The following is a 23,216-nucleotide window of genomic DNA, read 5'->3' as shown; positions in this document are numbered from 1 at the left end:
TGCACTGGATGAGTGCCATGGCGCGGCTACGCGAGCAGCGTCGTCCCGGTGTGCTGGTGACCCTGATGGCCGTGCGCGGCCACGCACCCCGCGAAGCCGGAGCCAAGATGGTTGTGGCGCAACATGATTGCTGGGGCAGCATCGGCGGCGGCAATTTGGAGCAGTCGGCGCTGCTCGCCGCGCGCGAGCTGCTGGCCGCAGGGAGCCGGGAACCCGAGACCAGGACCTGGGGTCTCACCGAACAGGCGCGGTCGGTGCACGGAGTCCAATGCTGCGGCGGTGAGGTGACGGTGCTGTTCGAACCGCTGCCCACGGTGCCTGCGGTGGCGATCTTCGGGATGGGGCACGTGGGCTGCGAGCTGGCCCGGATCCTGGCCCGGCACGACATCGAACTGCACCTGGTCGACTCGCGGGCCCAGCACGCCGAACCGGAACGGTTGGCGGCGCTGACTTCCGACGCCGAGGCTCGGGTGCACACCCATCATGCGGTGGTGCCGGAGTTGGTCCTGGGTGAACTTCCCGCCGGGTGCCACGTGCTGCTGATGACCCACGACCACGCCGAGGACGTCGCGCTGTGCGATGCCGCGCTGCGCTGCGGCCACCTGGGTTCGATCGGGCTCATCGGGTCGTCGGTGAAGTGGCGCCGGTTCGCCAAACGGCTGACCGAAGAGGGGCACGACGAGTCTGCGCTGGCCCGCATCATCACCCCCATCGGACTTCCCGACATCACCGGCAAAGAGCCGGCGACCATCGCGGTGAGCGTGGCCGCCGATCTGCTGCTGACGTTTCAACGTGAGAGTTCCGGGCGCGCCCAGGTGGCGGAGACCACTTGATGAAGATCTACCGCGGGACCGTGCTGGACACCCCCGAGTCACCGTTCACCGGCGCAGCGCTGCGTGCAGAAGCCGACGCGGGGATCGCCGTCACCGACGGTGGTGTGATCACCGAACGTGGTCCTTACCAACAGATTCGGGCGGCGTACCCCGGCGCCGACCTGGTGGACCTGACCGGCGGTGTGGTGTTGCCGGGTCTGGTGGACACCCATGTCCACTTCCCCCAGGTGCGGATCATCGGCGCGTTGGGCATGCCGTTGCTGGATTGGCTGGATCGCAGTGCGCTACCCGAGGAAGCGCGGATGGCCGATATCAGCTACGCGAGCGAGGTGGCCGGTGAGTTCATCAACGGGCTGGTCGCCGCGGGCACCACCACGGCGCTGGTCTTCGGCGCGCACTTCCCGTCCGCGGTGGACTGCCTGTTCGAGCAGGCGGCGCGCAGCGGATTGCGGATCAGCTCCGGTCTGGTGGTCAGCGACCGGCTGTTGCGCGACGAGCTGCTGAGCACGCCGGAGCAGGCGCATGCCGACGGGCTGGCCCTGGCCGGCCGGTGGCACCGCAAAGACCGGTTGCGCTACGCCGTGACACCCCGGTTCTCGCTGTCGGCGAGTGCACCGATGCTGGAGTCCTGCGCGGCGCTGCTGGGTGATGTCGAGGGCGCCTTGTTCACCTCGCACTGTAACGAGAACACCGCCGAAGTCGACACGGTCCGCGGGCTGTTCTCCGAATGCAGCTCGTACGTCGACACTTACGGCCGGTACGGGCTACTCGGGCGGCGCAGCGTGCTGGCGCACAACGTGCATCCCACCGACGCAGAGCTACGGCAGCTGGCGTCTGCGGGTGCGAGCGTGGCGCACTGCCCGTCGTCGAACAGCGCGCTGGGCAGCGGGCTGTTCCCGTTACGCAGACACATCGAGCACGGCGTGCGGGTGGCGTTGGGTACCGATGTCGGTGCGGGAACCAGCTTCTCGCTGTTACGCGAAGGCCTGCAGTCGTATTTCATGCAGGCCCTTCTCGGAGCCGACGGGCTGCCGCTGACGGCGGCCCACATGCTGTACCTGGCCACCGCGGCCGGCGCCGCCGCGCTGGAGTCCGACGGCGAGATCGGCGATTTGTCGGTGGGCAAGCAGTTCGACGCGGTCTGGGTCGCCCCCCGGCCGGGCAGCACCCTCGACGTTGTTCTCCGTCATGCCGCCGACGCCGATGACGCGCTGGCCAAGGTGTTCGCCCTCGCCGGGGTATCGGACGTGGGTGGGGTGTGGGTCGGTGGAGATCGGTTGCGCTAGCCAAGTGTGTTCCGCGGGTCCGCCTTTCGCAGACCGTTTTTGTCGGATCTGGATCTGGTCAAAAGGGTGGTGGGTCGTTGGGGTCGGCGTTCTGGGTGTACTGACCGAAGAAGAGGCGGTATCCAAAGTCGTCTTTGGGGGCGGCCGCGCTGGCGGTAGGCCTGCCGCCGCTGGCGCGGTAGGCGGCGTTGAGTGCGCGCTCTGCAGCGATGCGGTAGGCGCGGTCTTCGGCTTTGGTGCGTCTTCTTTTCGGCATCTTCACCGACTTGTCGGCGGCCGGTTGTTTTCTTGGGCTGCCCCGCTGCACGGGTGCTGAGGTGGTGTTGGCGCGTGGGAACAGGATGCGGCTCAATGGGATGCTGGTGTAGGTATGTCCGGTGGGCGTGATGATATGCATTGTGCCGTCGGGCTTTTGGATCTCCGACCAGCCATCGCGGAAGGTTTTCAGTAGGTGGCAGCGCCGGCAGTATCCCTTCTGGTTGGAGGGGTGGGTGGGTCCGCCGACGCCCCAGGTGATGGTGTGGTCCAGGTCGGCGTCGTGGATGGGGCGGTCGCAGCCTGGCATGCGGCAGGTCAAGTCGCGGGCTTGGACGAAGTCGCGGTCGGCGTCGCGGGGGCGGTAGCTCTCGGTCGGCTCCACGCTGGGTGGCTTGATGTGGCGGACCTCGGCGCCGGCGGCGATCAACGCGGCGATGAGCGCATTGGGCACCACCCCGTAACCGGGGATGAACCCCGGTGCCCGACCGACTGTGGAAGGTGCTGTGGGAGGCATGACTTCGGCGTCGTCCGTCTCACCCCGGGCAGGGTCCTCCGGCTGGGCGTCCGGGGTGGTGGGGGCCGGGCAGTGCCGCGGGGTCGACGACGCCGACTCCTGGTCTGAAGCTGGCTCGTCTGGCCCCGTCTCGGCGGGCTTGGACTCGGCGACGGGGGCGTTCGCGGGTGCAGGCTCGCCGCCCTCGGCGGCAGGAGCGGCGCAGTGCCGCGGGGACGAGGACCGCGGCTCCTGGTCGGTATCAGGCTGGGCCGGTTCGGCGTTGGGGGCGGGCTCGTCTCCGGTTCCGGCCTCGGCCACGGGCTCCTCGGCAGGCTCGGTCTTCTTGCCTTTGGTGGGGTACTTGATGGTGACGTTGTCCGGGCCGGTGGGAAACACGCCGTCGCCGTGGATCAACGGATCGGGTTCGCCCTGCAACATCTCGGCGTCGCCGTAGATGTGCACCACGAACTTCGCGGCCACCCCGTCATCCGCGGCCGCAGCACAGGTCGGGGACCCGCACAGGCATGCCAGGCGGCGGGCGCCGATGTGCAGGGCTTCAGCCGCATCGGCCATGCGCTGATCCAACGTCCGGGGATCATTGGCGCAGACGGCCTTGGCCATGGTGCGCAAGGTCCCCATCAACAGTGCCCCGCCCGGTCTGGTCAGCCGCATCTTGATGGTGGTGATCCCGGCCTGGTCATCGGTGTGCTCGACCGACACTCCCCGCCCGCGCACGGTGTTGCGGACCCGCCGCACCGCGTCGGGGTCGAACCGTTCCACCCACACATCAACGGCGTTCTTCAACCGGTAGTACGACAGTCCGCTCCACCCACACAGCGCCGCCGCCTCCACACACGCGGTGTCGATCTGGGCCAGCACATCGTCGTCGACGACCAGCAGGGTGCGCTCCACCACGGTGGCCATCACCTGCGCCGAGATCTCGCCGCGCAGGAACATCGCAGCCAGTTTCGGGAAGCGTTCCCGCATCGCCGCCCCGACCTGCAGATCGCTGAACGCCCGACGGGTGGAGATGCCGAAGGCCACACCCATTTGGGCTACCACGTCGTCTTCGGCATCGACGGCACACAAACCACTGTCGTCGTCCTCGTCGGCGAGGAACACCGCGGCCCACTCGGCCATCCCCGCACAACGCTGGGCTGCCGAAGCGGCTTCCACCCGAGCCCACCCCACCGCGGCATCGACGAGCGGGGCGGCATCACGGCCACCTCGCAATTCGTCGATCAGCGTCGGCAATGGAGGGAACATGCCTCGCCCATACCGACCAGGTCCGACAACAATCCCCCGCGAAAAGACAAGCGGCAGAATATCTTTACTGTCACACCGTTGTCGCACAGACGCGGGCACAAGGAACTACAACAGGCACCGCGGTTCTGCCTGTTGGAAGTCGGTGTGAGGCCGAAGATCTCGGTGCCCGGCACGGCCACCGAGCGGGCCGACGCGGCAATGGCGTCGGTCATGCTGACGGTGGTGTTGACGTTGACGACCAGAATTTTGGCGGCTGCTCCCAGGGCCCACCGACCCAGCACTACTTTTCCGTATTACGGATCTTTGTTTCCGATAGGCGTAGCGTGAGCGCGAGCATAGCCGCTGTCAAGAGGCGTGGCGCCGCTTCGCGAGAACAGCCAGCGAGTCGGGGTCGACGCCGGCCAGGGTGTCGAGTTCCGCGGAATCGACAGCGCCGCACTCCAGCCCACGCAGCAGATACCCCGCCATGGCCGCCGCCGTCGCCGGCTCGTCGAGGAAGCCAGACTGCCCGCCGTGTACGTAAGCGCGGAGCCGGCCGGCCGCGCTCGGCAGGCCCTCCCGGAAGAAGGAGTACGTCGCGAGATACCGGCTGGGCAGATGGCCGGGATGCATATCCCAGCCCTGGTAGATCCCCTGCTCGAGTGAACGGCGGACCAGCCGGACGTGCAGGCGCCACGCGGCGTGCACCGCGTCCCGATCGCCGACGGGAAGCACGTTCGTGGAACCGTCCGATACGAACACGCCGGTGCCCGCGGCCGCGAGCTGCATGACCGCCTTGGCATGGTCGGCGACGGGATGTTCCAGGCTCTGATAACCGGCCGCGACACCGAGTGACGCCGAGTAGTCGTAGGTGCCGTAGTGCAGTCCGGTGACGCGTTCTCCCCCCGCGTGCACCATGCGGGCGATCAGCGCGGTGCCGTCCTGGCCCAGGATCGCCTGCGGGGTCTCCACTTGGATCTCGAAGCGCAACGTGCCGGGGTCGAGTGAGCACGCCTGCTCCACCCTCTCGAGCGTGTACACGAACGCCTCGACCTGTTCGACCGAGGTGACCTTGGGCAGCGTGGTGACGAAGCCGGCGGTCAGCCCGCCCGCCTCGACCAGCGTGTGCATGAACAGCTGCAGCGTGCGCACCCCGCGACGACGCGTCGGCGCCTCGAAGCTCTTGATCCGAATCCCGTGGAACGGCGCGGCTTTTCCGGCCTTGACGGTCTCGGCCAAGGCATGGGCAGCGGCCGTCGCGGCAGCATCCTCGTCCTCGTCGGGCCTGATGCCGTAGCCGTCCTCGAGGTCGATCCGCAGGTCCTCGATGGGCTCGGTGTCCAGTTTGTGGCGGATACGCCCGTGGACCTGTTCGGCGATGTCAGGCTGCAGGCCGAGCGACTGGGCCAGTTCTGTCGCCGATGCACCATGGGTGGTCAACGCCTGCCGGGCTGCCTGCGCCCAGTCCCCCACCGTGTGGGCGTCGTAGCGGTCCGCCGGGACGTACACCGTGTGCACGGGTTGCCGACGGCCGCGGTCACCGGGATAGGCCGCCGCGAGAGCGGCATCGGCACTTGCCAGCCGGGTGTCGAGTTCGTCTGCGAGAGCGTCGAAGTCCTGAATCATCGCTTTCCCCGCTTCATCGCCGTTTCCGTATTGTGGAGATAGTATCTCCGAGAGCGGAAACCAGAACACGACTAACGGGAGATCACGCAATGGCAGCGAGCGAGGCAGGCGCCCGAACGGGATCCGTGCAGTCGATCGGCCGCGCCTTTGCACTTCTGGAATTGCTGGCTGACGCCGGGGGCACCCTTGCGCTCTCTCAGCTCGCCAACCAGTCCGGCCTTCCCCTGCCCACCATCCACCGACTGCTGCGCACGTTGGTCGATCTCGGCTACATCCGCCAGGAATCCTCACGGCAATATGTACTGGGCCCCCGTCTCATCCGGCTGGGCGACGCCTCGTCGAAGATGCTCAGTGTCTGGGCGCGCCCGCATCTGGCGAGGCTCGTCGACGAGTTGGGCGAATCGGCCAATCTCGCCATGCTCGACGGCGACGAGATCGTCTACGTCGCACAGGCGCAGTCCCGGCATTCCATGCGGATGTTCACCGAAGTGGGCCGCCGGGTCGAACCTCATTGCACCGCCGTCGGGAAGGCCATCATGGCTCACATGCCGCTCGACGAGGTACGCGAAATCCTGAGGCGGTCAGGCATGCCGCGCCATACCGACACCACGATCACCGATCCCGATCAGTTCGCCACACAACTTCGGTGGTCGGCCGAGCACGGTTACGCCGTCGACGAGGGCGAACAGGAGACCGGTGTGCGCTGTGTCGCCGTCGCCATCCCCGACACGTCATCACGCCTTGCGCTGTCGGTGTCAGGGCCGGCAGGCCGCGTCACCGACCAGCTCGTCGAGCGCGCCGTGCCGCTGCTGACGGAAGTGGGCAAGGCGTTGTCGGCCGAGCTGCGCTGAGGCGGGCTCAGCACAAATGACCGACTACCAGGTCCAGACGGTCGGATCCACCGGCGGGTAGGTCATGCACACATCGGTGCCGTGCGCGACGACGCCCTTGTTGTTGAAGAACAGCTTGGCCCAGTTGGGCCAGTTCCAGGCCAACGTCTCGTAGAACGCATTGGTGGCGGTCTCCTCCGAATACGCCCGCCGCCCCGCGTAATCCATCGAGAAGAACCAGGTGATGCGGTCGCGGGCCCACTTCTGCACATCGGGGGACTTGTTGTTGTAGTCGATGATGTAGCGCTCGTAGTACACCGGATTGGTATCCCGCACCGCGGCCATGTACTGATCCACCGTGCAGGTGGTCTTCAGCATCCGACTCGGGATCGGGTACTCATCGGTGGCATCCGCAGAAGCCGGGGCAGCCAGGACTACCGACAACGCGGCCACGACGACCACCAGAAGACGCTTCATCGTTCACTCCGATCGGCGGCGGCTTGTAGCACGAACAGTTGATCCGGGCAGTAGATCGGAATGCCGGCACCGACGAACTGCCAGGCCTGATCAGTGGTGCTGCCCTTCTGCAACTGATCGTGGACGAACTTCGCCGAGGCGAACGCGTCCGCGTCGTGGCCGTTGCGCAGGCGCTTGCACATCAGCTTGCCGATCCAGGCGTTGAAATCCTTCTGCCCGTAGATTCCGAACCCGTGTAACTGATCGGCGAACGCCTCATCCGGATCGGCGGCAGCCACCGGGGCGAACGCGAGAGCCAACGCGGCGAACACCGCCACCGTCATAGTGCGAATCATGATGCGGTCTCCACCAATTCACGCTTGGGCCATGGCTGCGGTTTCGGGCGGGGACGAACATGCAACGGCCACCAGAACCACCGCCCCATCAGTGCCGCGATGGAGGGCGTCATGAGTGAGCGCACGACCAGGGTGTCGAACAGCAGGCCCAGGCCGATGGTGCTGCCCACCTGACCGATCACGATCATGTCGCTGACGAGCATGCCGATCATGGTGAACGCGAACACGAATCCCGCTGCGGTCACCACTTGTCCGGTGCCGGCCATCGACCGGATGATTCCGGTGTTCAGCCCGGCGTGGATCTCTTCCTTCATCCGCGACACCAGCAGCAGGTTGTAGTCCGCGCCGACGGCGAGCAGCACGATCACCGACATCGGTAGCACCATCCAGCCCAACGGGATTCCGACGATGTGCTGCCACAGCAGCACCGAAAGACCGAAGGACGTTCCCAAGCTCAGCACCACAGTTCCGACGATGACGGCGGCGGCCGCCACAGCCCGGGTCAGGATCACCATGATCAGGAAGATCAGGATCAGCGAGGCCACCGCAGCGATGAGCAGGTCGTAGTCGGCGCCCTGTTGCATGTCCTTGTACGTCGCCGCACTGCCGCCGACGTAGATGGTGGAGCCCTCCAGCGGCGTGCCCTTGATGGCGTCCGCGGCCGCGATGCGCATCGGCTCGATGCGCTCGGTGCCGTCCTCGGTCAATGGATCACCCTGGTGGAACACGGTGAAGCGCACCGCTTTTCCGTCCGGCGACATCATGAGCTTCATACCGCGCTGGAAGTCGGCGGTCTCGAAGGCCTCCGGCGGCAGGTAGAAGGTGTCGTCGTTACGGGCGGTGTCGTACGCCTCGCCCATCGCCGTGTTGTCTTCCTGCATGGCGATGTTCTGGTCCTGCTGCATCTTCTGCGCTTGATACTGATTCAGCATGATCTGCTTCTGATTCTTCATCGTCTGGATCATCGCCGGCATCAGGGCCGCCATCTGGGGCGTCAGCTGGGCCATCCGCTCGATGTCGGGAACCAGTTCGGTGAAGTCCTCGGACATGGTGCCGATGCCGTCGAGGCTCTCGAAGATCGAGCGCAGCGACCAACACATCGGAATGTTGAAGCAGTGCGGCTCCCAATAGAAGTAGTTGCGCAGCGGCCGGAACTGGTCGTCGAAATCGGCCAGATGATCGCGCACGTCGTTGAGGTTGGTCGACGTGTCCTGCATCTTGTCGGCCATCCGGCGGGTGACGTCGGCCAGCTCGAGGGTGATGCTCTGCATCTTGGTCATCGAGTCGATGGTCACCTGCATCTCATTGGCCTGCTGCAGGGTGTTCTCCAGCACGGTCTGCTGGAAGTCGTTGTTCATCAGCTGTCCGGTGCCGCTCTGGCTGACCGTGTACGCGATCGAGGCGTGTTTGATCGGTTTGCCGTCCGGCCGGGTGATGGTGGTGACCGAGGCGATTCCGTGCACCCGGACCAGCGCCTTGGCGATCTTCTCGATCACCAGGAAGTCGGCGGGGTTACGCATGTCGTGATCGGCTTCCACCATCAGCAGATCGGGATTCATCTTGGCATCGGAGAAATGCCGGTCGGCTGCGGCGTAACCCACGTTGGCGGGCACGTCGTCGGGCAGATAAATCCGGTCGTTGTAGGTGGTGTGGTAGCCGGGCAGGGCCAGCAGACCCACCATGCACAGCACGGTGGCCATCACCAGGATGGCGCCGGGCCAGCGGACCGTCGCCGCACCGAGCCTGCGCCAACCGCGGGCACGGGCATTCCCCTTGGGCTCCAGCACCTTTCCGAACCGGGTCACGATCGAGATCAGGGCCGGTCCCAGCGTGAGTGCCGCCGCGACCACGATCGTCATACCGACCGCCAGCGGAATCCCCATGCTCTGGAAGTACGGCAACCGGGTGAAGTGCAGACACAGCGTGGCACCGGCGATCGTCATGCCCGAGGCGAGCACCACGTGGGCAGTGCCGTGAAACATGTCGTAGTAGGCGGATTCGCGGTCCATCCCTGATCGGCGGGCCTCTTGGTATCGGCCGATCAGGAAGATCGCATAGTCGGTGGCCGCGGCGATCGCCAGCGTCACCACCATGCTGGTGGCGAAGGTGGTGAGGCCGAACACCTCGTAGAAACCCAGGAATGACACGATGCCGCGGGCCGACAACAGCCCGATGAACACCATCGCCATGGTGACGAGCATCGTGACAAAGGACCGGTAGATGATCAGCAGCATCACGATGATGATCGCGATGGTCACGCCCTCAATGGTTTTCATGCTGGCGTCACCGACGATGTTCTGGTCGGTGGTCAGTGCCGCGGGTCCGGTGACGTATGCCTTCACACCGGATGGAGCCTCGTTGCTGTCAACGATGTCGCGTACCGCCTGCACCGACTCGTTGGCCAGCGCCTCACCCTGGTCACCGGCGATGTAGACCTGCACGTAGGCGGCCTTGCCGTCGATGCTCTGGGCGCCGGCCGCGGTCAGGGTGTCGCCCCAGAAGTCCATGACGTGCTGGACGTGGGTGGTGTCGGCGTTGAGTTCGGCAACGATGTTGTCGTAGTAGGTGTGCGCGTCCGGTCCCAGCGGTTCGTCGCCTTCGACGACGATCATCACCGAGCTGCTGGTGTCGTACTCCTGGAATTTCTCGCCGACGTGCTTCGTCGCGATGAGCGACGGTGCGTCGTTGGGGCTCATGGACACCGCGCGCAGCTTGCCGACCTCTTCGAGCTGCGGCACCACCGTGTTGAGCAGCGCGACTACGGCGATCCACGCCAGCACGATGGGCACTGCGAACATCCGGATGAAGCGCGGCAGCTTCGGACGGCGGACCGCCGCGTGTCGCGCCGGCGGCATGGGGCTGGTCGGCGCGTCGTCTGAAATGGTTGTCATGCTGCCTTCACCAGGCAGTAGGTGGCGGCGTTCATCCCGTCAGCCGTCCTTTCGTCTTTCACCTCGTCATCGACGGTGACGCGGCAGCTGATGGATTGACCGTCACCCTGGGCCATGATGTTCGGCATCACCGACGGCAGCGTCGTCTCCAGGGTCAGGGACCAGGGCAGACTCACCTGGCCGGTGCGCTGCGGCTTGCCGTCGAGGTCGGCGTAGTTGATGGTCGCGGTGGAGCCGGTGCCGAACACCTCGTAGGTGACGACCTTGGGGTTGAAGTTCTCGGCGGTGTCCGCGTCCACCGAGGTCACGATGGCGCCGTCCGAGCCGAAGACCGAACGGAGATTCGAGACCGCCACCGCGCCGATCGCCACCGCGGCCACCACCAAGACGGGCAGCCACACCCGCTTGACCACCGTGATCATCGGGACCATTCCCTGTGATCGGCGTTGCCGCGCAAGGGTTTCGCGGCCGGAAGAGCGCACGCGACGATTACAGGCAAGGTCGTGCCTTTCGGTGAGGGACGCCGCGAGCCACCAGTCGGCATGCGATCTCAGGGAAATCTAAGCCTGCAAGTGGATAGAGTCAATCCAGTTATAGCGATTTCGTAAGGCACATCACTAATCTGGGCCCTGTGTTTGACAAACCTCGCGCAGCCTGGGCAAGAACGGGTTCGGCGTCCGTACACTCGGCGTCATGACTGCTGGGGATCTGGAGGCATCGAGCCTCCGCAAGGATGCCGAGCGCAACCGACGCCGCATCATCGAGGCCGCGCGGGAATTGTGCGCTACGCGCGGCCTGGAAGCCACGCTCAACGAGGTGGCCCACCACGCCGGCCTCGGTGTCGGCACGGTGTATCGGCGCTTCCCCAGCAAAGAGGCGCTGTTCGCGGCCATCTTCGAAGACAGCATCAACGAACTCGTCGCGCTCGCCGACACGGCACTGACCGCGCCGGACTCCTGGGACGGCCTCGAGTGGTTCGTGATCCAGCTGTGTCAGGTCACCGCGACCAACCGCGGGGTTCGTGAGATCGCTTTCAGCAGAGCCAAATGCGGTGAGACCGTTGACTGCGCACGTGACCGGCTGGCACCGCGGGTGTCAGAGCTGGTGGATCGAGCCATCCGGGACGGTTACGTACGACCGGAGCTGTCGTCGACCGACATGCCGATCTTCGGGCTACTGGCGGGCGCGGTCACCGAGTTCGCCGGCGAGATCGACGCGGACCTGTGGCGCCGCTACACCGGAATACTGCTGGCAGGCATCCGCTGCCACCGTGGCCAGCAACGACTCCCGGTCGACGCGCTCAACCCGGACCAGTTGGACACCGCGATGCACGGCTGGCAGCCCGCCGGCCTGTGACGATCAGCGGGTGATGGTGGCGCTGGCGAGCACTTCATCGCCGTCCCGGTAGAGCACCATCGTCTGCCCGGGCGCCACACCACGCAGCGCAGAGCGCAACCGCAGCTGAAGGCGGCCATCCACCACCTCCGCCACCACGGGGGCGATACCGCCGTGTGCGCGCACCTGAACCTCACACTCGACGGGCCCGGTGAACGCGGTGCCCGAGGTGAAAACCGGGTCTACTCCCGTGAGTTCCCAGACTTCGAGTTCGGCGGCGTCGCCGACGCGGACGGTGCCGGTGGCCGCGTCGATCGAGGTGACGTAGCGGGGCCGGCCGTCGGGGCCGGGCCCGGCGATCCCTAGGCCCTTGCGTTGCCCGACCGTGAAACCGTGCACGCCATCGTGTTCAGCCAGCACTGCACCACTGGAATCGACCACCGAGCCACGGCGCACACCGATCCGGGCCCCGAGAAAGGCCTGGGTGTTACCGGACGGAATGAAGCAGATGTCATGGCTGTCCGGCTTTTCCGCCACTAGCAGCCCGCGCCGGGCCGCCTCTTCGCGAATCTGCGGCTTGGGTGTGTCCCCCACCGGGAACGCGGCGTGCCGCAATTGCTCAGCGGTCAACACCGCCAGCACGTAGGACTGGTCTTTGTCCGCGTCGACGGCGCGACGCAGCCGGCCGTCCGACAGCTGGGCGTAGTGACCGGTGGCCACCACGTCGAATCCCAGTGCCAGCGCCCGCGCCGACAGCGCCGAGAACTTGATGCGCTCATTGCAGCGCACACAGGGATTCGGCGTCTCACCGCGGGCATAGGCCTCGACGAAGTCGTCGATCACATCTTCTTTGAACTTGTCTGCGAAATCCCAGACATAGAACGGAATTCCGAGCACATCTGCCACGCGCCGCGCGTCCGAGGCGTCTTCCTTGGAGCAGCATCCCCTGGACCCGGTACGCAGTGTGCCGGGCGCCGAAGACAGCGCCAGATGAACCCCCACCACGTCGTGTCCGGCGTCGACCATCCGGGCGGCGGCCACCGAGGAATCGACACCGCCGCTCATCGCTGCGAGAACCCGCATCAGCGCACCTGCCCTGAGGCAGCCAACGCAGCTTGGCGAGCCCGCTCCACCGCGGCGGGCAACACCTCCAACGCGGCATCGACATCAGCCTCGACGCTGGTGTGCCCGAGTGAGAGCCGGATGGATCCGCGCGCGGTTTCGGGGTCGGCCCCCATCGCGATCAGCACATGCGAGGCCTGCGCCACACCGGCGGTACACGCCGAGCCCGTGGAGCACTCGATTCCCTTGGCGTCCAACAACATCAACAGTGAGTCACCTTCGCAACCACGGAACGTGAAATGCGCATTACCCGGCAACCGCGATTCGCGCGCACCGTTGAGCACCACATCGTCGATCACCTCGAACACACCCTCGATCAACCGGTCACGCAGTCGGCGCAGGCGCGCGCTGTTGGCGTCCATCGACTCGACGGCCACCTTGGCTGCGGTGGCCATGGCAACCGCACCGGCGACGTCGGCCGTGCCGGAACGCACGTCACGCTCCTGACCTCCGCCATGGGTCAGCGGCACACAGGCGGTGTCCCGGCGCAGCAGCAGGGCCCCCACACCGATGGGCCCGCCGAACTTGTGTGCGGTCACGCTCATGGCCGCCAGCCCGCTATCGGCGAAGCTCACCGGCACCTGACCGATGGCCTGGACCGCGTCGCTGTGCATCGGGATGTCGAACTCGGCCGCCACGGCAGCCAGCTCGGCGATCGCGAAGAGCGTGCCCACCTCGTTGTTGGCCCACATGATGCTGACCAGCGCCACCTCGGAACCATGCTCTTCGAGCACGGCGCGCAAGGCCGCGGGCGTGACGGATCCGTCGGCCTCGGTGGGCAGGAAAGTCACCAGAGCGCCCTCGTGCTCGGTCAGCCATTCCACGGCATCGAGCACGGCGTGGTGTTCGACAGCCGTGGTGATGATCCGGCGGCGCTGCGGCTCGGCGTCGTGGCGCGCCCAGTAGATGCCCTTGATCGCCAGGTTGTCGCTTTCCGTGCCGCCGGAGGTGAAGATCACCTCGGAGGGACGGGCACCCACCGACGCGGCCAGGGATTCGCGCGCCTCCTCCAGCCGCCGGCGTGCGGTGCGGCCGGATGTGTGCAGCGACGACGCGTTACCGACGGTGCTCAACACAGCCGTCATGGCCTCGACGGCAGCAGGGTGCATCGGGGTGGTGGCGGCGTGATCGAGATAGACCGGCTTGGCGGGGCTCATGACCTGTCCAGGATAGCTGCCGGACAGGTCGACCTTGACAGCCGCGCAGACCCGGCTCAGGCGGCCAGCGCGTGCCGGTGCGCAGTGTCCGGCCGCGACCCGCCGCCCCGCACCGCGGTTTCGCACCGTGCGGCCAGGGCCCGGCGGTCGCCGACGGGCAGCTGCAGGGACTCCACGTGGACGTGGACGACGGTGCGTCGCGCCACGATGAGGCGGCGAATCGAGCCGAGCAGGGTGTCATCGCCGATGAACGCAGGCACCGTCGACGTGCGCCCGTCGCGATGGTGGTAGCTGAGCCGGAGCGGTTGCACAGGCCGGCCGGCGTCGATGGCCGCCTGGAACATCGCGGGCTTGAACACTCCGTAGGCCAACCCGCAGAAGGTGGTGCCCTCGGGGAAGGCGACCACGGTGTGGCCGGCGCGCAGCCGGGCCGCGATGGCGGCCACCACGTCGGGCAGGCGGCGCAGACTCGCGCGCTCGATCGGGATCACCTTCATCAGCCGCGCCAACCGGCCGAGAGCGGGCCAGTCGATGAGGTCGGCACGCGCGACGAACGACCCCGGCATGACGGCGCCGATGGAGAAGATGTCGACCCAGGACACGTGCGGGCTGACCACCAGCACGCCGCGCAGATTCCGGATCGGGCCTCCTGAGACCGTGATCCGCACCCCGAGGCAGCGCAGCACCAACCGGCAATACCCGCGTTGCAGATGTGACCGGCCCGGCATCGGGACCGCCAGCAGCGGCAGCGCCGGGATGAGTACCAGCGTCAGCATCACCCGCAAGGTGGTGCGCAGCGCCACCACCGTGCGTCGGCCTGCGTCGGCGGCGCCGGCACTCATGCAGCTCTCGTCACACGAGGCCCGCGGCAGCCACGCATGTTCGTTGCTCATGACACCGCCCCTTCGGCGGCGGACATCGATCGCAGTCGCTTCAGGTACCGGGTGTCGGCGTTGCGCTTGTCGAGCAGGGCCGGGAAGTCGCCCACCCCGAATTCGGGATCGTGGGCCGGCTCGCCACACACCTGTGCCCCCAGGCGCAGGTAACCACGCATCAGCGCCGGCACCGTCGGGCGGGCGGGCGGTTCGATGTCGTCGAGTGTCCTGCCGTCGAGCACCACCGGCCGGTAGGGCCGCACGGTGTATTCGGCCGGCGCGGCGTGGCGCCGGGCCACGAAATCGCGGACCCCGCGGACGTGGCTGCCGGGCGCACCCTCACCGTGGGTGGGTACCGAAACGCAGCCCGTCACATAGTCGTAGCCGCTGCGATCCAGGTAAGCCAGGATGCCCGCCCACATCAACAGCACCACCGCACCGTTGCGGTGATCGGCCCGGACCACGGCTCGGCCCATCTCGACCAGTGACGGCCGCAGCGGATCAAGGGCCCGGACATCGAATTCCGTTGCGGTGTAGAGGCCTCCGGCGGCGATGGCTCCCGGCGGCGGCAGCATGCGGTAACAGCCGACCAGTTCACCGGTGTTGTCTTCGCGGACCAGCAGGTGGTCGCAGTGCTCGTCGAAACGATCCGCATCCCGGTCGGCGTCCTCGGTGCGGGTCAGCGCGAAACCGGGTTCCGAGGTGAACACGTCATAACGCAGCCGCTGAGCGGCATCGATCAGATCGGGGTCGGTGGACAGCAGCAGTGTGTAGCGCGGGGTGTCCGCTGACGAAAGAGGTTGATCAGCGGGGATGAGTACAGAAGCAGTGCTCATACCCAGCACGGTCGCTGAACTGTTGGGCGTCACGGCAATCTCTGCATGACATGTCTGTGCACGGTAGGTGACGAGTTATCGCCGTCACCCCTTGCGGACCCGGACACGTCGGGAACACAAGACCCCGGCGCACCGAGTGCGCCGGGGTCTTCGAAATGTGTAGCGGGCGGTCAGCCCTTGCGCTTCTTGATGGCCTCGGTGAGCTGCGGGGTGACCTTGAACAGGTCGCCCACGATGCCCAGGTCGGCGATCTCGAAGATCGGCGCCTCTTCGTCCTTGTTGACCGCCACGATGGTCTTCGAGGTCTGCATACCGGCGCGGTGCTGGATGGCACCGGAGATACCCAGGGCGATGTAGAGCTGCGGCGAGACCGTCTTACCGGTCTGCCCCACCTGGAACTGACCCGGGTAGTAACCGGAGTCCACCGCCGCACGCGAGGCGCCCACCGCACCATTCAGCGAGTCCGCCAACTCTTCTACGACACTGAACTTCTCGGCGCTACCGACACCACGGCCACCGGCCACCACCACCGAAGCTTCGGTGAGCTCGGGACGGTCGCCAGCCACCGCGGGTTCACGCTTGGTGATCTTGGTGGCATTCTCGGCCGCGGCGGGCACCTCGACGGTGACCTGCTCACCGGCACCATCGGCCGGCTCGGCGTCCACCGAACCCGGACGCAGCGTGATGATCGGGGTGTCACCGGTGACCTGGGCCTCGACGGTGAACGCGCCACCGAAGATCGAGTGGATGCCCTTGCCGCCTTCGTGCACCTCGACCACGTCGGTCAACAGACCCGAGCCGATGCGCGCCGCCAACCGGCCCGCGATCTCCTTGCCGTCGGCATTGGCAGCCAGCAGCACACCCGCCGGGGTGACCTGCTCCACCAGCGCGGCCAGCACATCGACCTGCGGGGTGATCAGGAACTGCTCCACCTCGTCGGATTCGGCGACGTAGATCTTGGCGGCACCGGCCGCCTTCAGATCATCGGCCAGCCCCGCGGTGGTGCCGGGCGCGGCGACCACGACGGCCGACGGTTCACCCAATGCCCGGGCGGCGGTGATCAATTCGGAGGTGACCTTCTTGACGGCACCTTCGGCGTGCTCGACGAGCACAAGTACTTCAGCCATGTTTTCTTGAGCCTCTTATGTGTCTCGGGGGAAGGGGGTGTCTTAGATGAGCTTCTGACCAACCAGGTACTCGGCGATCTTGGAACCGCCCTCACCTTCGTCGGTGATCTTCTCGCCCGCGGTCTTCGGCGGCTTCGGCGTGGCCGACAGCACCGACGAACCCGCATTCGCCACACCCACCTCGTCGGCCTCGACACCGATCTCGGCCAGCGTCAGGGTGGTGACTTCCTTCTTCTTGGCGGCCATGATGCCCTTGAAGGACGGGAAGCGCGGCTCGTTGATCTTCTCGTTGACACTCACGATGGCCGGCAGCGTCGCCTCCAGGGTGAACACCCCGTCGTCGGTCTCCCGCTCGGCGGTGACCTTGCCACCCTCGACCGTCAGCTTGCGCACGTGGGTCAGCTGCGGCAGACCCAGGTACTCGGCGATGATGGCCGGCACCGCGCCGCCCACCCCGTCGGTGGCCTCGTTACCGGCGATGACGAGCTCCACCCCTTCGACGGTGCCCAGCGCGCGGGCCAACGCCCACCCGGTCTGGATCATGTCGGAGCCGTGCAGGCCCTCGTCCTTGACGTGCACGGCCTTGTCGGCACCCATCGACAGCGCCTTGCGAATGGCCTCGGTGGCCCGCTCGGGCCCGGCGGTCAGCACGGTGACAGTGCTGTCCCCGCCTTCTTTCTCCTTGATCAGCAGCGCCTCTTCGACCGCGCGCTCGTTGATCTCGTCGAGCACCGCGTCGGCGGCTTCACGGTCAAGGGTCCAGTCACCCTCCGAGAGCTTGCGCTCCGACCAGGTGTCAGGGACCTGTTTGATCAGGACCACGATGTTCGTCATGACTCTGTTTCGTCCTCCTTGACGGGCCTCGAACGCAGCCGGACTTCGCAGTCTGGCGGAGCCGAGGAGCCTCTTGCCTACAGCCTGGGTTCGTCCCACTCGCAATGTTACTAGTCGGTAACTTATGGTGGTCCGTTCGTTCACCATAGCGGGTCGTCCTGCGGATTCTTACCCCCGTCGCCTCTGGCCGAACCGCGAAGGCTAGGGAAAGACATGGCTTCGGGTTAGCCTGCCTTCCAATGAGCTCCTTTGTCACCGACGGCGCCGGTCGTAACGCCGCAACTGGAACAGGTTCCACACCGGATGAGGGCCTGGCCCTCACCGGGGAACGCACCGTGCCCGGCCTCGACATCGAGAACTACTGGTTCCGCCGTCACGAGGTCGTCTACCAACGGCTGACCAACCGGTGCGTAGGGCGTGACGTGCTCGAAGCCGGTTTCGGCGAGGGATACGGAGCCGACCTGCTCGCCACCGTGGCCCGCTCGGTGGTGGGTGTCGATTACGACGAGTCCGCGGTCAACCATGTTCGGGCCCGGTACCCCCGGGTGCGCGCCCTGCAGGGCAATCTGGCCGAGCTGCCGCTGGACGCCGAGTCGGTGGACGTTGTGGTCAACTTCCAGGTGATCGAACATTTGTGGGATCAGTCACAGTTCGTCGGCGAGTGCCGGCGCGTGTTGCGACCCGGCGGGCTGCTGATGATGTCGACGCCCAACCGCATCACCTTCTCCCCCGGTCGCGACACTCCGATCAACCCGTTCCACACGCGAGAGCTCGACGCCGGCGAACTCACCGAACTGCTGGAGGCCGGTGGCTTCGACATCGAGGGCGTCTGGGGTGTTTTCCATGGCGCCCGGCTCCGCGAGCTGGACGCCAGACACGGGGGGTCCATCATCGACGCCCAGATCGAGCGGGCACTGGCAGACGCACCGTGGCCGGCCGAGCTGCTGGCCGACGTGGCGGCCGTGACCACCGACGACTTCGACCTGCTGCCGGCCGCAACCGCCGACATCGATGCCAGCCTGGACCTGGTGGCGATCGCGGTGCGCCCGTGACCCGACCCGACCCGCCGGAGGTTCCGGGGCTGTTCACCCTGGTCCTGCACACGCACCTGCCGTGGCTGGCCCACCACGGGCGCTGGCCCGTCGGCGAGGAATGGCTCTACCAGTCGTGGGCGGCGTCCTATCTGCCGCTGCTGCGGGTCCTGCGCACCCTGGCCGCCGAAGACCGTCAGGGGCTGGTGACGCTGGGCCTGACACCGGTGGTCACCGCCCAGCTCGACGATCCCTACTGCCTCGACGGCATGCAGCACTGGCTGGCCAACTGGCAGCGACGCGCCCTGGAAGCCACCACCCTGCGCGGTCAGGATGCCTTGCGGGAGTTCGGTTTTCGCGAGTACCAGGAAGCCGAGCGCGCGCTCGCCGACTTCGACACGCAGTGGCGTCACGGCGCGAGCCCGTTGCTGCGGAGTCTCATCGACGCCGGCACCGTCGAATTGCTGGGCGGCCCGCTGGCGCATCCATTCCAGCCCCTGCTCACCCCCCGGTTGCGGGAGTTCGCACTGCGGGAAGGCCTGGCCGACGCCCATCAGCGCTTCGCGCACACTCCCACCGGGATCTGGGCGCCCGAATGCGCGTACGCCCCCGGGATGGAAGAGGGTTACGCGGCAGCGGGAGTCGGGCACTTCATGGTCGACGGTCCCTCGCTGCACGGTGACACCGCACTGGGCCGGCCCGTCGGCGCGTCGCCGGTGGTCGCGTTCGGCCGCGACCTGCAGGTCAGCTACCGGGTCTGGTCACCGAAATCCGGTTACCCCGGCAACGCCGCCTACCGCGACTTCCACACCTTCGACCACACCACCGGGCTCAAACCCGCTCGCGTCACCGGACGCAACGTGCCCTCGGACCAGAAGGCACCGTATGACCCGCAGCGTGCTGACGCCGCCGTGGACGCCCACGTCGACGACTTCGTCGGCGTCGTGCGCCGCCGGCTGATCTCCGAGAGCGAACGGATCGGCCGGCCGGCTCATGTGGTCGCCGCCTTCGACACCGAATTGTTCGGCCACTGGTGGTATGAAGGCCCACTCTGGCTGGAGCGGGTGCTGCGCGCCCTACCTGCCGCCGGCGTACAGGTCGGCACCCTGAGCCAGGCCAACGCCGCCGGTTATGTCGGTGCCCCCGTCGAATTGCCGCCCAGCTCTTGGGGTTCGGGTAAGGACTGGCAGGTGTGGGCTGGTGAACAGGTGGCCGACCTGGTGCAGCTCAACACCGAGGTGGTCGACACCGCCCTCAGCACCGTGGACAAAGCCCTGGAGCAGGCCACCGCGCCCGGAGCACGGCCTGCCCGGGACTTCATCGCCGACCAGATCCTGCGGGAGACCCTCCTGACGGTCTCCAGTGACTGGCCCTTCATGGTCAGTAAGGATTCCGCGGCCGATTACGCCCGGTACCGCGCGCACCTGCACGCGCACGCCACCCGTGAGATCGCCGGTGCGCTGGCCTCCGGGCGCCGTGACGCGGCGACCCGACTGGCCCAGGACTGGAACCGCGCCGACGGCCTGTTCGGCGCCCTGGATGCACGACGCCTCCCTGGACGGGTTCCGTGAAGATCCTGATGGTGTCGTGGGAGTACCCGCCGGTGGTGATCGGTGGATTGGGCCGGCACGTGCATCACCTGGCCACCGAGTTGGTGGCGGCCGGCCACGAGGTGGTGGTGCTCAGCCGCCGTCCCACGGGCACCGACCCGGGCACCCACCCCACCACCGACGAGGTCACCGAGGGAGTGCGCGTGGTGGCCGCGGCCCAGGATCCGCACGAGTTCAGCTTCGGCACCGACATGATGGCGTGGACGCTGGCGATGGGGCATTCGATGCTGCGCGCCGGGCTGACACTGGGCAAGTGGCGGCCCGATGTCGTACACGCCCATGACTGGCTGGTGGCCCATCCCGCGATCGCGCTGGCCGAATTCCACGATGTACCTCTGGTTTCCACCATCCACGCCACCGAGGCCGGCCGGCACTCCGGCTGGGTGTCGGGCTCGATCAGCCGCCAGGTGCACGCGGTGGAGTCATGGTTGGTGCGCGATTCGGATTCGCTGATCACGTGCTCGGCGTCGATGAGCGACGAGATCACCGAGCTGTTCGGTCCCGACCTCTCCGAAGTGCGCGTCATCCGCAACGGAATCGACACCGCCGGTTGGCCTTTCGCTCCACGTCCGGTGCGCACCGGGCCGGCGGAACTGTTGTTCGTCGGACGCCTGGAATACGAGAAGGGCGTGCATGACGCGATCGCCGCACTCCCGCGCATCCGTCGCACCCACCCGGGCACCACGTTGACCATCGCCGGCGAGGGCACCCAGTTGGGCTGGCTGCGCGAGCAGGCACGCAAGCACAAGGTGCTCAAGGCAACGAACTTCGTTGGCCGCGTTGATCACTCAGAGCTGCTCGCCATGCTGCACCGCGCCGCGGCGGTGGTACTGCCCAGCCACTACGAACCGTTCGGCATCGTGGCGCTGGAGGCGGCCGCCTCCGGGGCACCGCTGGTGACATCGAATGTCGGCGGGCTGGGCGAAGCGGTGCTCAGCGGCCAAACCGGGATCTCGTGTCCCCCGCGGGATATCACCGCGTTGGCCGCAGCGGTACGCACGGTGCTCGACCATCCGGACGCAGCCCAGCAGCAGGCGATCGCGGCGCGGGACCGACTGACCTCCGATTTCTCGTGGACCACGGTGGCATCCGAGACCGCGCAGGTCTACCTCGGCGCCAAACGCCGGGAGCGCGAGCCGCATGCCCGGCGCACCATCGTCGAACAGCCGTTACCGGGCCGCTGAGAGCAACGGCTCCAGAATGGCCCACTCGTCGCGGCTGACCCACGACGGGTTGGACTGCTGCGGCGCCCGGAACACTTCCATCGATTCCAGACCGGCAATCGCCTTCAGTTCCGCCGCGGTGACCGGCTCGTCGAACAGCGGAATGGACGTCGTCACCCGAAGTGTCCCGCCGTCGAGCACAGGCTCTGTGGTGATCCGGCCGGCACCCCAGATTCCCCGCTTCGGGTGCGCAGACACCCAGAAGAGCACCCGCTGATCCGGCGCCATCACCCGTGACCGGTAGTTGTCGGCGACACACCACATCGACGTCGCCCAGCCGGATCTGAGCATGGGCGTCAGGTTGGTCTTGGCCGGGTTGCACTTGATCACCCAGGCACCGAGCGTCTCGGGGCTGACGCGCATCACGGGACCACCAGCGCCGCCACCGACACCACGATCAGGATGACCACCGCGGCGGTGACGGCCACCACCTCGACGCGCGCGGTGATGGCCACCGGCAGTGGCTGTCTGGCCAGAATGCGCTGGCGACGCACCCCGATCAGGTACGTCAGCGCGGCGACGGCCGCTGCGACGCCCGCCGCGGCCAACCCGAAGCCCACGCGATGGTGGGCGATGTCGTGCAGCATCAGCAACGCGCCGTTGGCCAGCACCGCGAGCGAGGTGCGCGTCCACGCCAGCGAGGTGCGCTGCGCCTGCAACCCCGCCTCGACGGCGCTCATCCCGAGACCAGCTTCACCACAGCCACGCCGAGCACGAGCAGCGCGATGACACCGAGCCCGACGGCCAGATAGACCGGGACCGGGTGAGGGGGCAGGGCCGTTCCGTGCCGCATGGCGCGATCGACCTGTTTCCACCGCCACAGACCGGAGAGGGCGGTCACCGTCGCCAGCACCGCCAGCAGCGAACCGAGCGCGTAGCGCCCGCCGGGTATCGCCGGCTCGCTGACGAACTGGATGACGGCCACCGCCGCGGCGAGCAGCCCGAGCGCGGTCCGCTGCCACGCCAGGAACGTGCGTTCGTTGGCGAGGGTGAACCGATAGTCGGGTTCGGTTCCGGTGCCGTCAGAGTCGCCCATCTACCTCCGTCGGTCAGCGCGCGGCTTTCTTGCGTTCGATGTCCGCCAGCGCGGCGGCCAGTTCCGCCCGCTGCGCGGCCGAGGTGTCCCAGGCCAGCTTGCGGTTCTTCACCACCTTCGCCGGCGCGCCCACGGCGATCGAATGGTCCGGGATGACGCCCTTGACGACGGCGTGTGCGCCGAGCACACAGCCGCGGCCCACCGAGGTGTCGCGCAGCACGGTGACCTTCGCTGCGACCCAGGTGTCCGGCCCGATCCGGACCGGGCCCTTGACGATGCCCTGGTCCTTGATCGGGATGTTGATGTCGTCCATCCTGTGGTCGAAATCGCAGACGTAGCACCAATCGGCCATCAGGACCGAATCGCCGAGTTCGATGTCGAGATAGGTGTTGATCACGTTGTCGCGGCCCAGGACCACCTTGTCGCCGATACGCAGCGAACCCTCATGGCAGCGGATGGTGTTCTTGTCGCCGATGTGCACCCACCGGCCGATCTCCATCTGCGACATCTCCGGGGTGGCCTGGATCTCGACGCCTTTGCCCAGGAAGACCATGCCGCGGGTGATGATGTGGGGATTGGCCAGTTTGAACTTCAACAGCCGCCAGTAACGGACCAGGTACCACGGCGTGTACGCCCGGTTTGCCAGCACCCATTTCAGTGATGCCCGGGTCAGAAAGCGGGCCTGACGTGGGTCACGCAGCCGCGAACCGCGCCAGCGCTTGTGGATCGGAGCTCCCCACATGGTCGTCATGG

23 protein-coding genes are annotated in these 23,216 nt (G+C 67.1%); 7 read left to right on the top strand and 16 right to left on the bottom strand.

Translation table 11 applies throughout. The annotated features are described in order from the left end of the window. Positions 1-8 precede the first annotated feature (8 nt). Positions 9-833, top strand: coding sequence for a xanthine dehydrogenase accessory protein XdhC (gene xdhC / locus NL241_RS12935; RefSeq protein WP_494397747.1), 825 nt, complete (start codon positions 9-11; stop codon positions 831-833). Beyond that, positions 833-2,119 carry a guanine deaminase gene (locus NL241_RS12930; RefSeq protein WP_494397746.1) on the top strand — a complete coding sequence of 429 codons (1,287 nt, stop codon included), beginning with the start codon at positions 833-835 and terminating at the stop codon, positions 2,117-2,119. Before xdhC ends, NL241_RS12930 begins: the two co-directional genes overlap by 1 nt. Positions 2,120-2,177: 58 nt before the next feature. Here NL241_RS12930 and NL241_RS12925 read toward each other — a convergent pair whose 3' ends face one another. Together NL241_RS12925 and NL241_RS12920 are read right to left on the bottom strand one after the other, a co-directional pair. Beyond that, positions 2,178-4,139 carry an HNH endonuclease signature motif containing protein gene (locus NL241_RS12925; RefSeq protein ID WP_494397745.1) on the bottom strand — a complete coding sequence of 654 codons (1,962 nt, stop codon included), beginning with the start codon at positions 4,137-4,139 and terminating at the stop codon, positions 2,178-2,180. Positions 4,140-4,484: 345 nt separating this feature from the next. Beyond that, on the bottom strand, positions 4,485-5,744 hold the full coding sequence (locus NL241_RS12920; protein ID WP_494397744.1) for a DUF6986 family protein: 1,260 nt from the start codon (positions 5,742-5,744) through the stop codon (positions 4,485-4,487). 89 nt (positions 5,745-5,833) lie between these two features. On the opposite strand from NL241_RS12920, the gene NL241_RS12915 reads away from it, so the two are divergent. Further along, positions 5,834-6,595 (top strand): IclR family transcriptional regulator, encoded by a 762-nt coding sequence (locus NL241_RS12915; protein WP_487688900.1) that lies wholly within the window; start codon positions 5,834-5,836, stop codon positions 6,593-6,595. A 24-nt stretch (positions 6,596-6,619) separates the two neighbouring features. On the opposite strand, the gene NL241_RS12910 is transcribed toward NL241_RS12915, so the two are convergent. The 4 genes from NL241_RS12910 to NL241_RS12895 are packed head-to-tail and all read right to left on the bottom strand — an operon-like array spanning position 6,620 to position 10,699. Further along, entirely contained in the window at positions 6,620-7,051 is a 432-nt protein-coding gene (locus NL241_RS12910) for a DUF5078 domain-containing protein (RefSeq protein WP_494397743.1), read from the bottom strand. After that, a complete protein-coding gene (locus NL241_RS12905) occupies positions 7,048-7,386 on the bottom strand; it encodes a DUF732 domain-containing protein (RefSeq protein ID WP_487688894.1) in 339 nt (112 codons plus the stop codon). Before NL241_RS12905 ends, NL241_RS12910 begins: the two co-directional genes overlap by 4 nt. After that, positions 7,383-10,277 (bottom strand): MMPL/RND family transporter, encoded by a 2,895-nt coding sequence (locus NL241_RS12900; protein WP_487688891.1) that lies wholly within the window; start codon positions 10,275-10,277, stop codon positions 7,383-7,385. Before NL241_RS12900 ends, NL241_RS12905 begins: the two co-directional genes overlap by 4 nt. After that, positions 10,274-10,699 (bottom strand): MmpS family transport accessory protein, encoded by a 426-nt coding sequence (locus NL241_RS12895; protein ID WP_487688889.1) that lies wholly within the window; start codon positions 10,697-10,699, stop codon positions 10,274-10,276. The genes NL241_RS12900 and NL241_RS12895 overlap by 4 nt, the downstream gene beginning before the upstream one ends. A gap of 271 nt (positions 10,700-10,970) precedes the next feature. Between NL241_RS12895 and NL241_RS12890 the strand changes: the two genes are divergently transcribed. Next, positions 10,971-11,633: a TetR/AcrR family transcriptional regulator gene (locus NL241_RS12890; protein WP_487688887.1), complete on the top strand. Its 663-nt coding sequence runs from the start codon at positions 10,971-10,973 to the stop codon at positions 11,631-11,633. Between the two features lie 3 nt (positions 11,634-11,636). Here the strand turns inward: NL241_RS12890 and mnmA are convergent, their stop codons facing one another. The 6 genes from mnmA to NL241_RS12860 form a co-directional block, all read right to left on the bottom strand. Continuing rightward, positions 11,637-12,695, bottom strand: coding sequence for a tRNA 2-thiouridine(34) synthase MnmA (gene mnmA / locus NL241_RS12885; protein WP_494397742.1), 1,059 nt, complete (start codon positions 12,693-12,695; stop codon positions 11,637-11,639). Further along, positions 12,695-13,891, bottom strand: coding sequence for a cysteine desulfurase family protein (locus NL241_RS12880; protein ID WP_494397741.1), 1,197 nt, complete (start codon positions 13,889-13,891; stop codon positions 12,695-12,697). Before NL241_RS12880 ends, mnmA begins: the two co-directional genes overlap by 1 nt. A gap of 56 nt (positions 13,892-13,947) precedes the next feature. Beyond that, entirely contained in the window at positions 13,948-14,784 is an 837-nt protein-coding gene (locus NL241_RS12875; RefSeq protein WP_487688880.1) for a lysophospholipid acyltransferase family protein, read from the bottom strand. Next, on the bottom strand, positions 14,781-15,602 hold the full coding sequence (locus NL241_RS12870) for a GNAT family N-acetyltransferase (protein ID WP_487688877.1): 822 nt from the start codon (positions 15,600-15,602) through the stop codon (positions 14,781-14,783). Before NL241_RS12870 ends, NL241_RS12875 begins: the two co-directional genes overlap by 4 nt. Before the next feature lie 170 nt (positions 15,603-15,772). After that, a complete protein-coding gene (locus NL241_RS12865) occupies positions 15,773-16,729 on the bottom strand; it encodes an electron transfer flavoprotein subunit alpha/FixB family protein (protein WP_487688875.1) in 957 nt (318 codons plus the stop codon). Positions 16,730-16,771: 42 nt separating this feature from the next. After that, positions 16,772-17,563: an electron transfer flavoprotein subunit beta/FixA family protein gene (locus NL241_RS12860; protein WP_487688872.1), complete on the bottom strand. Its 792-nt coding sequence runs from the start codon at positions 17,561-17,563 to the stop codon at positions 16,772-16,774. 239 nt (positions 17,564-17,802) lie between these two features. On the opposite strand from NL241_RS12860, the gene NL241_RS12855 reads away from it, so the two are divergent. The 3 genes from NL241_RS12855 to NL241_RS12845 are packed head-to-tail and all read left to right on the top strand — an operon-like array spanning position 17,803 to position 21,388. Next, positions 17,803-18,615 carry a class I SAM-dependent methyltransferase gene (locus NL241_RS12855; protein WP_487688869.1) on the top strand — a complete coding sequence of 271 codons (813 nt, stop codon included), beginning with the start codon at positions 17,803-17,805 and terminating at the stop codon, positions 18,613-18,615. Further along, a complete protein-coding gene (locus NL241_RS12850; protein WP_494397740.1) occupies positions 18,612-20,165 on the top strand; it encodes a 1,4-alpha-glucan branching protein domain-containing protein in 1,554 nt (517 codons plus the stop codon). The genes NL241_RS12855 and NL241_RS12850 overlap by 4 nt, the downstream gene beginning before the upstream one ends. Continuing rightward, entirely contained in the window at positions 20,162-21,388 is a 1,227-nt protein-coding gene (locus tag NL241_RS12845) for a glycosyltransferase family 4 protein (RefSeq protein ID WP_494397739.1), read from the top strand. The genes NL241_RS12850 and NL241_RS12845 overlap by 4 nt, the downstream gene beginning before the upstream one ends. Here the strand turns inward: NL241_RS12845 and NL241_RS12840 are convergent. Genes NL241_RS12840 through NL241_RS12825 form a run of 4 tightly spaced genes read right to left on the bottom strand, consistent with a single transcriptional unit; the run spans position 21,374 to position 23,214 of the window. Beyond that, positions 21,374-21,790, bottom strand: coding sequence for an EVE domain-containing protein (locus tag NL241_RS12840; RefSeq protein WP_487688861.1), 417 nt, complete (start codon positions 21,788-21,790; stop codon positions 21,374-21,376). The genes NL241_RS12845 and NL241_RS12840 overlap by 15 nt on opposite strands. Further along, positions 21,790-22,107, bottom strand: a complete 318-nt coding sequence (locus NL241_RS12835; RefSeq protein WP_487688859.1) for a DUF202 domain-containing protein — start codon at positions 22,105-22,107, stop codon at positions 21,790-21,792. The genes NL241_RS12840 and NL241_RS12835 overlap by 1 nt, the downstream gene beginning before the upstream one ends. After that, on the bottom strand, positions 22,104-22,463 hold the full coding sequence (locus NL241_RS12830; RefSeq protein ID WP_487688857.1) for a YidH family protein: 360 nt from the start codon (positions 22,461-22,463) through the stop codon (positions 22,104-22,106). Before NL241_RS12830 ends, NL241_RS12835 begins: the two co-directional genes overlap by 4 nt. 13 nt (positions 22,464-22,476) lie before the next feature. Beyond that, positions 22,477-23,214 (bottom strand): acyltransferase, encoded by a 738-nt coding sequence (locus tag NL241_RS12825; protein WP_494397738.1) that lies wholly within the window; start codon positions 23,212-23,214, stop codon positions 22,477-22,479. Positions 23,215-23,216 lie beyond the last annotated feature (2 nt).

This window comes from Mycolicibacterium sp. SMGY-1XX, assembly GCF_059132455.1.
Note: the sequence above shows the minus strand (reverse complement) of the source record. Positions and strands in the feature narration are given on the sequence as shown.

Bases quoted from the DNA above. Each gene is read 5' to 3' on its own strand.
- NL241_RS12875 (WP_487688880.1), bottom strand. From the start codon at position 14,784: ATGAGCAACGAACATGCGTGGCTGCCGCGGGCCTCGTGTGACGAGAGC.
- NL241_RS12915 (WP_487688900.1), top strand. From the start codon at position 5,834: ATGGCAGCGAGCGAGGCAGGCGCCCGAACGGGATCCGTGCAGTCGATC.
- xdhC (WP_494397747.1), top strand. From the start codon at position 9: ATGAGTGCCATGGCGCGGCTACGCGAGCAGCGTCGTCCCGGTGTGCTG.
- NL241_RS12835 (WP_487688859.1), bottom strand. From the start codon at position 22,107: ATGAGCGCCGTCGAGGCGGGGTTGCAGGCGCAGCGCACCTCGCTGGCG.
- NL241_RS12890 (WP_487688887.1), top strand. From the start codon at position 10,971: ATGACTGCTGGGGATCTGGAGGCATCGAGCCTCCGCAAGGATGCCGAG.
- NL241_RS12830 (WP_487688857.1), bottom strand. From the start codon at position 22,463: ATGGGCGACTCTGACGGCACCGGAACCGAACCCGACTATCGGTTCACC.
- NL241_RS12825 (WP_494397738.1), bottom strand. From the start codon at position 23,214: ATGACGACCATGTGGGGAGCTCCGATCCACAAGCGCTGGCGCGGTTCG.
- NL241_RS12880 (WP_494397741.1), bottom strand. From the start codon at position 13,891: ATGAGCCCCGCCAAGCCGGTCTATCTCGATCACGCCGCCACCACCCCG.
- NL241_RS12865 (WP_487688875.1), bottom strand. From the start codon at position 16,729: ATGGCTGAAGTACTTGTGCTCGTCGAGCACGCCGAAGGTGCCGTCAAG.
- NL241_RS12870 (WP_487688877.1), bottom strand. From the start codon at position 15,602: ATGAGCACTGCTTCTGTACTCATCCCCGCTGATCAACCTCTTTCGTCA.
- NL241_RS12840 (WP_487688861.1), bottom strand. From the start codon at position 21,790: ATGCGCGTCAGCCCCGAGACGCTCGGTGCCTGGGTGATCAAGTGCAAC.
- NL241_RS12895 (WP_487688889.1), bottom strand. From the start codon at position 10,699: ATGATCACGGTGGTCAAGCGGGTGTGGCTGCCCGTCTTGGTGGTGGCC.
- NL241_RS12860 (WP_487688872.1), bottom strand. From the start codon at position 17,563: ATGACGAACATCGTGGTCCTGATCAAACAGGTCCCTGACACCTGGTCG.
- mnmA (WP_494397742.1), bottom strand. From the start codon at position 12,695: ATGCGGGTTCTCGCAGCGATGAGCGGCGGTGTCGATTCCTCGGTGGCC.
- NL241_RS12920 (WP_494397744.1), bottom strand. From the start codon at position 5,744: ATGATTCAGGACTTCGACGCTCTCGCAGACGAACTCGACACCCGGCTG.
- NL241_RS12910 (WP_494397743.1), bottom strand. From the start codon at position 7,051: ATGAAGCGTCTTCTGGTGGTCGTCGTGGCCGCGTTGTCGGTAGTCCTG.
- NL241_RS12930 (WP_494397746.1), top strand. From the start codon at position 833: ATGAAGATCTACCGCGGGACCGTGCTGGACACCCCCGAGTCACCGTTC.
- NL241_RS12900 (WP_487688891.1), bottom strand. From the start codon at position 10,277: ATGACAACCATTTCAGACGACGCGCCGACCAGCCCCATGCCGCCGGCG.
- NL241_RS12925 (WP_494397745.1), bottom strand. From the start codon at position 4,139: ATGTTCCCTCCATTGCCGACGCTGATCGACGAATTGCGAGGTGGCCGT.
- NL241_RS12855 (WP_487688869.1), top strand. From the start codon at position 17,803: ATGAGCTCCTTTGTCACCGACGGCGCCGGTCGTAACGCCGCAACTGGA.
- NL241_RS12905 (WP_487688894.1), bottom strand. From the start codon at position 7,386: ATGATTCGCACTATGACGGTGGCGGTGTTCGCCGCGTTGGCTCTCGCG.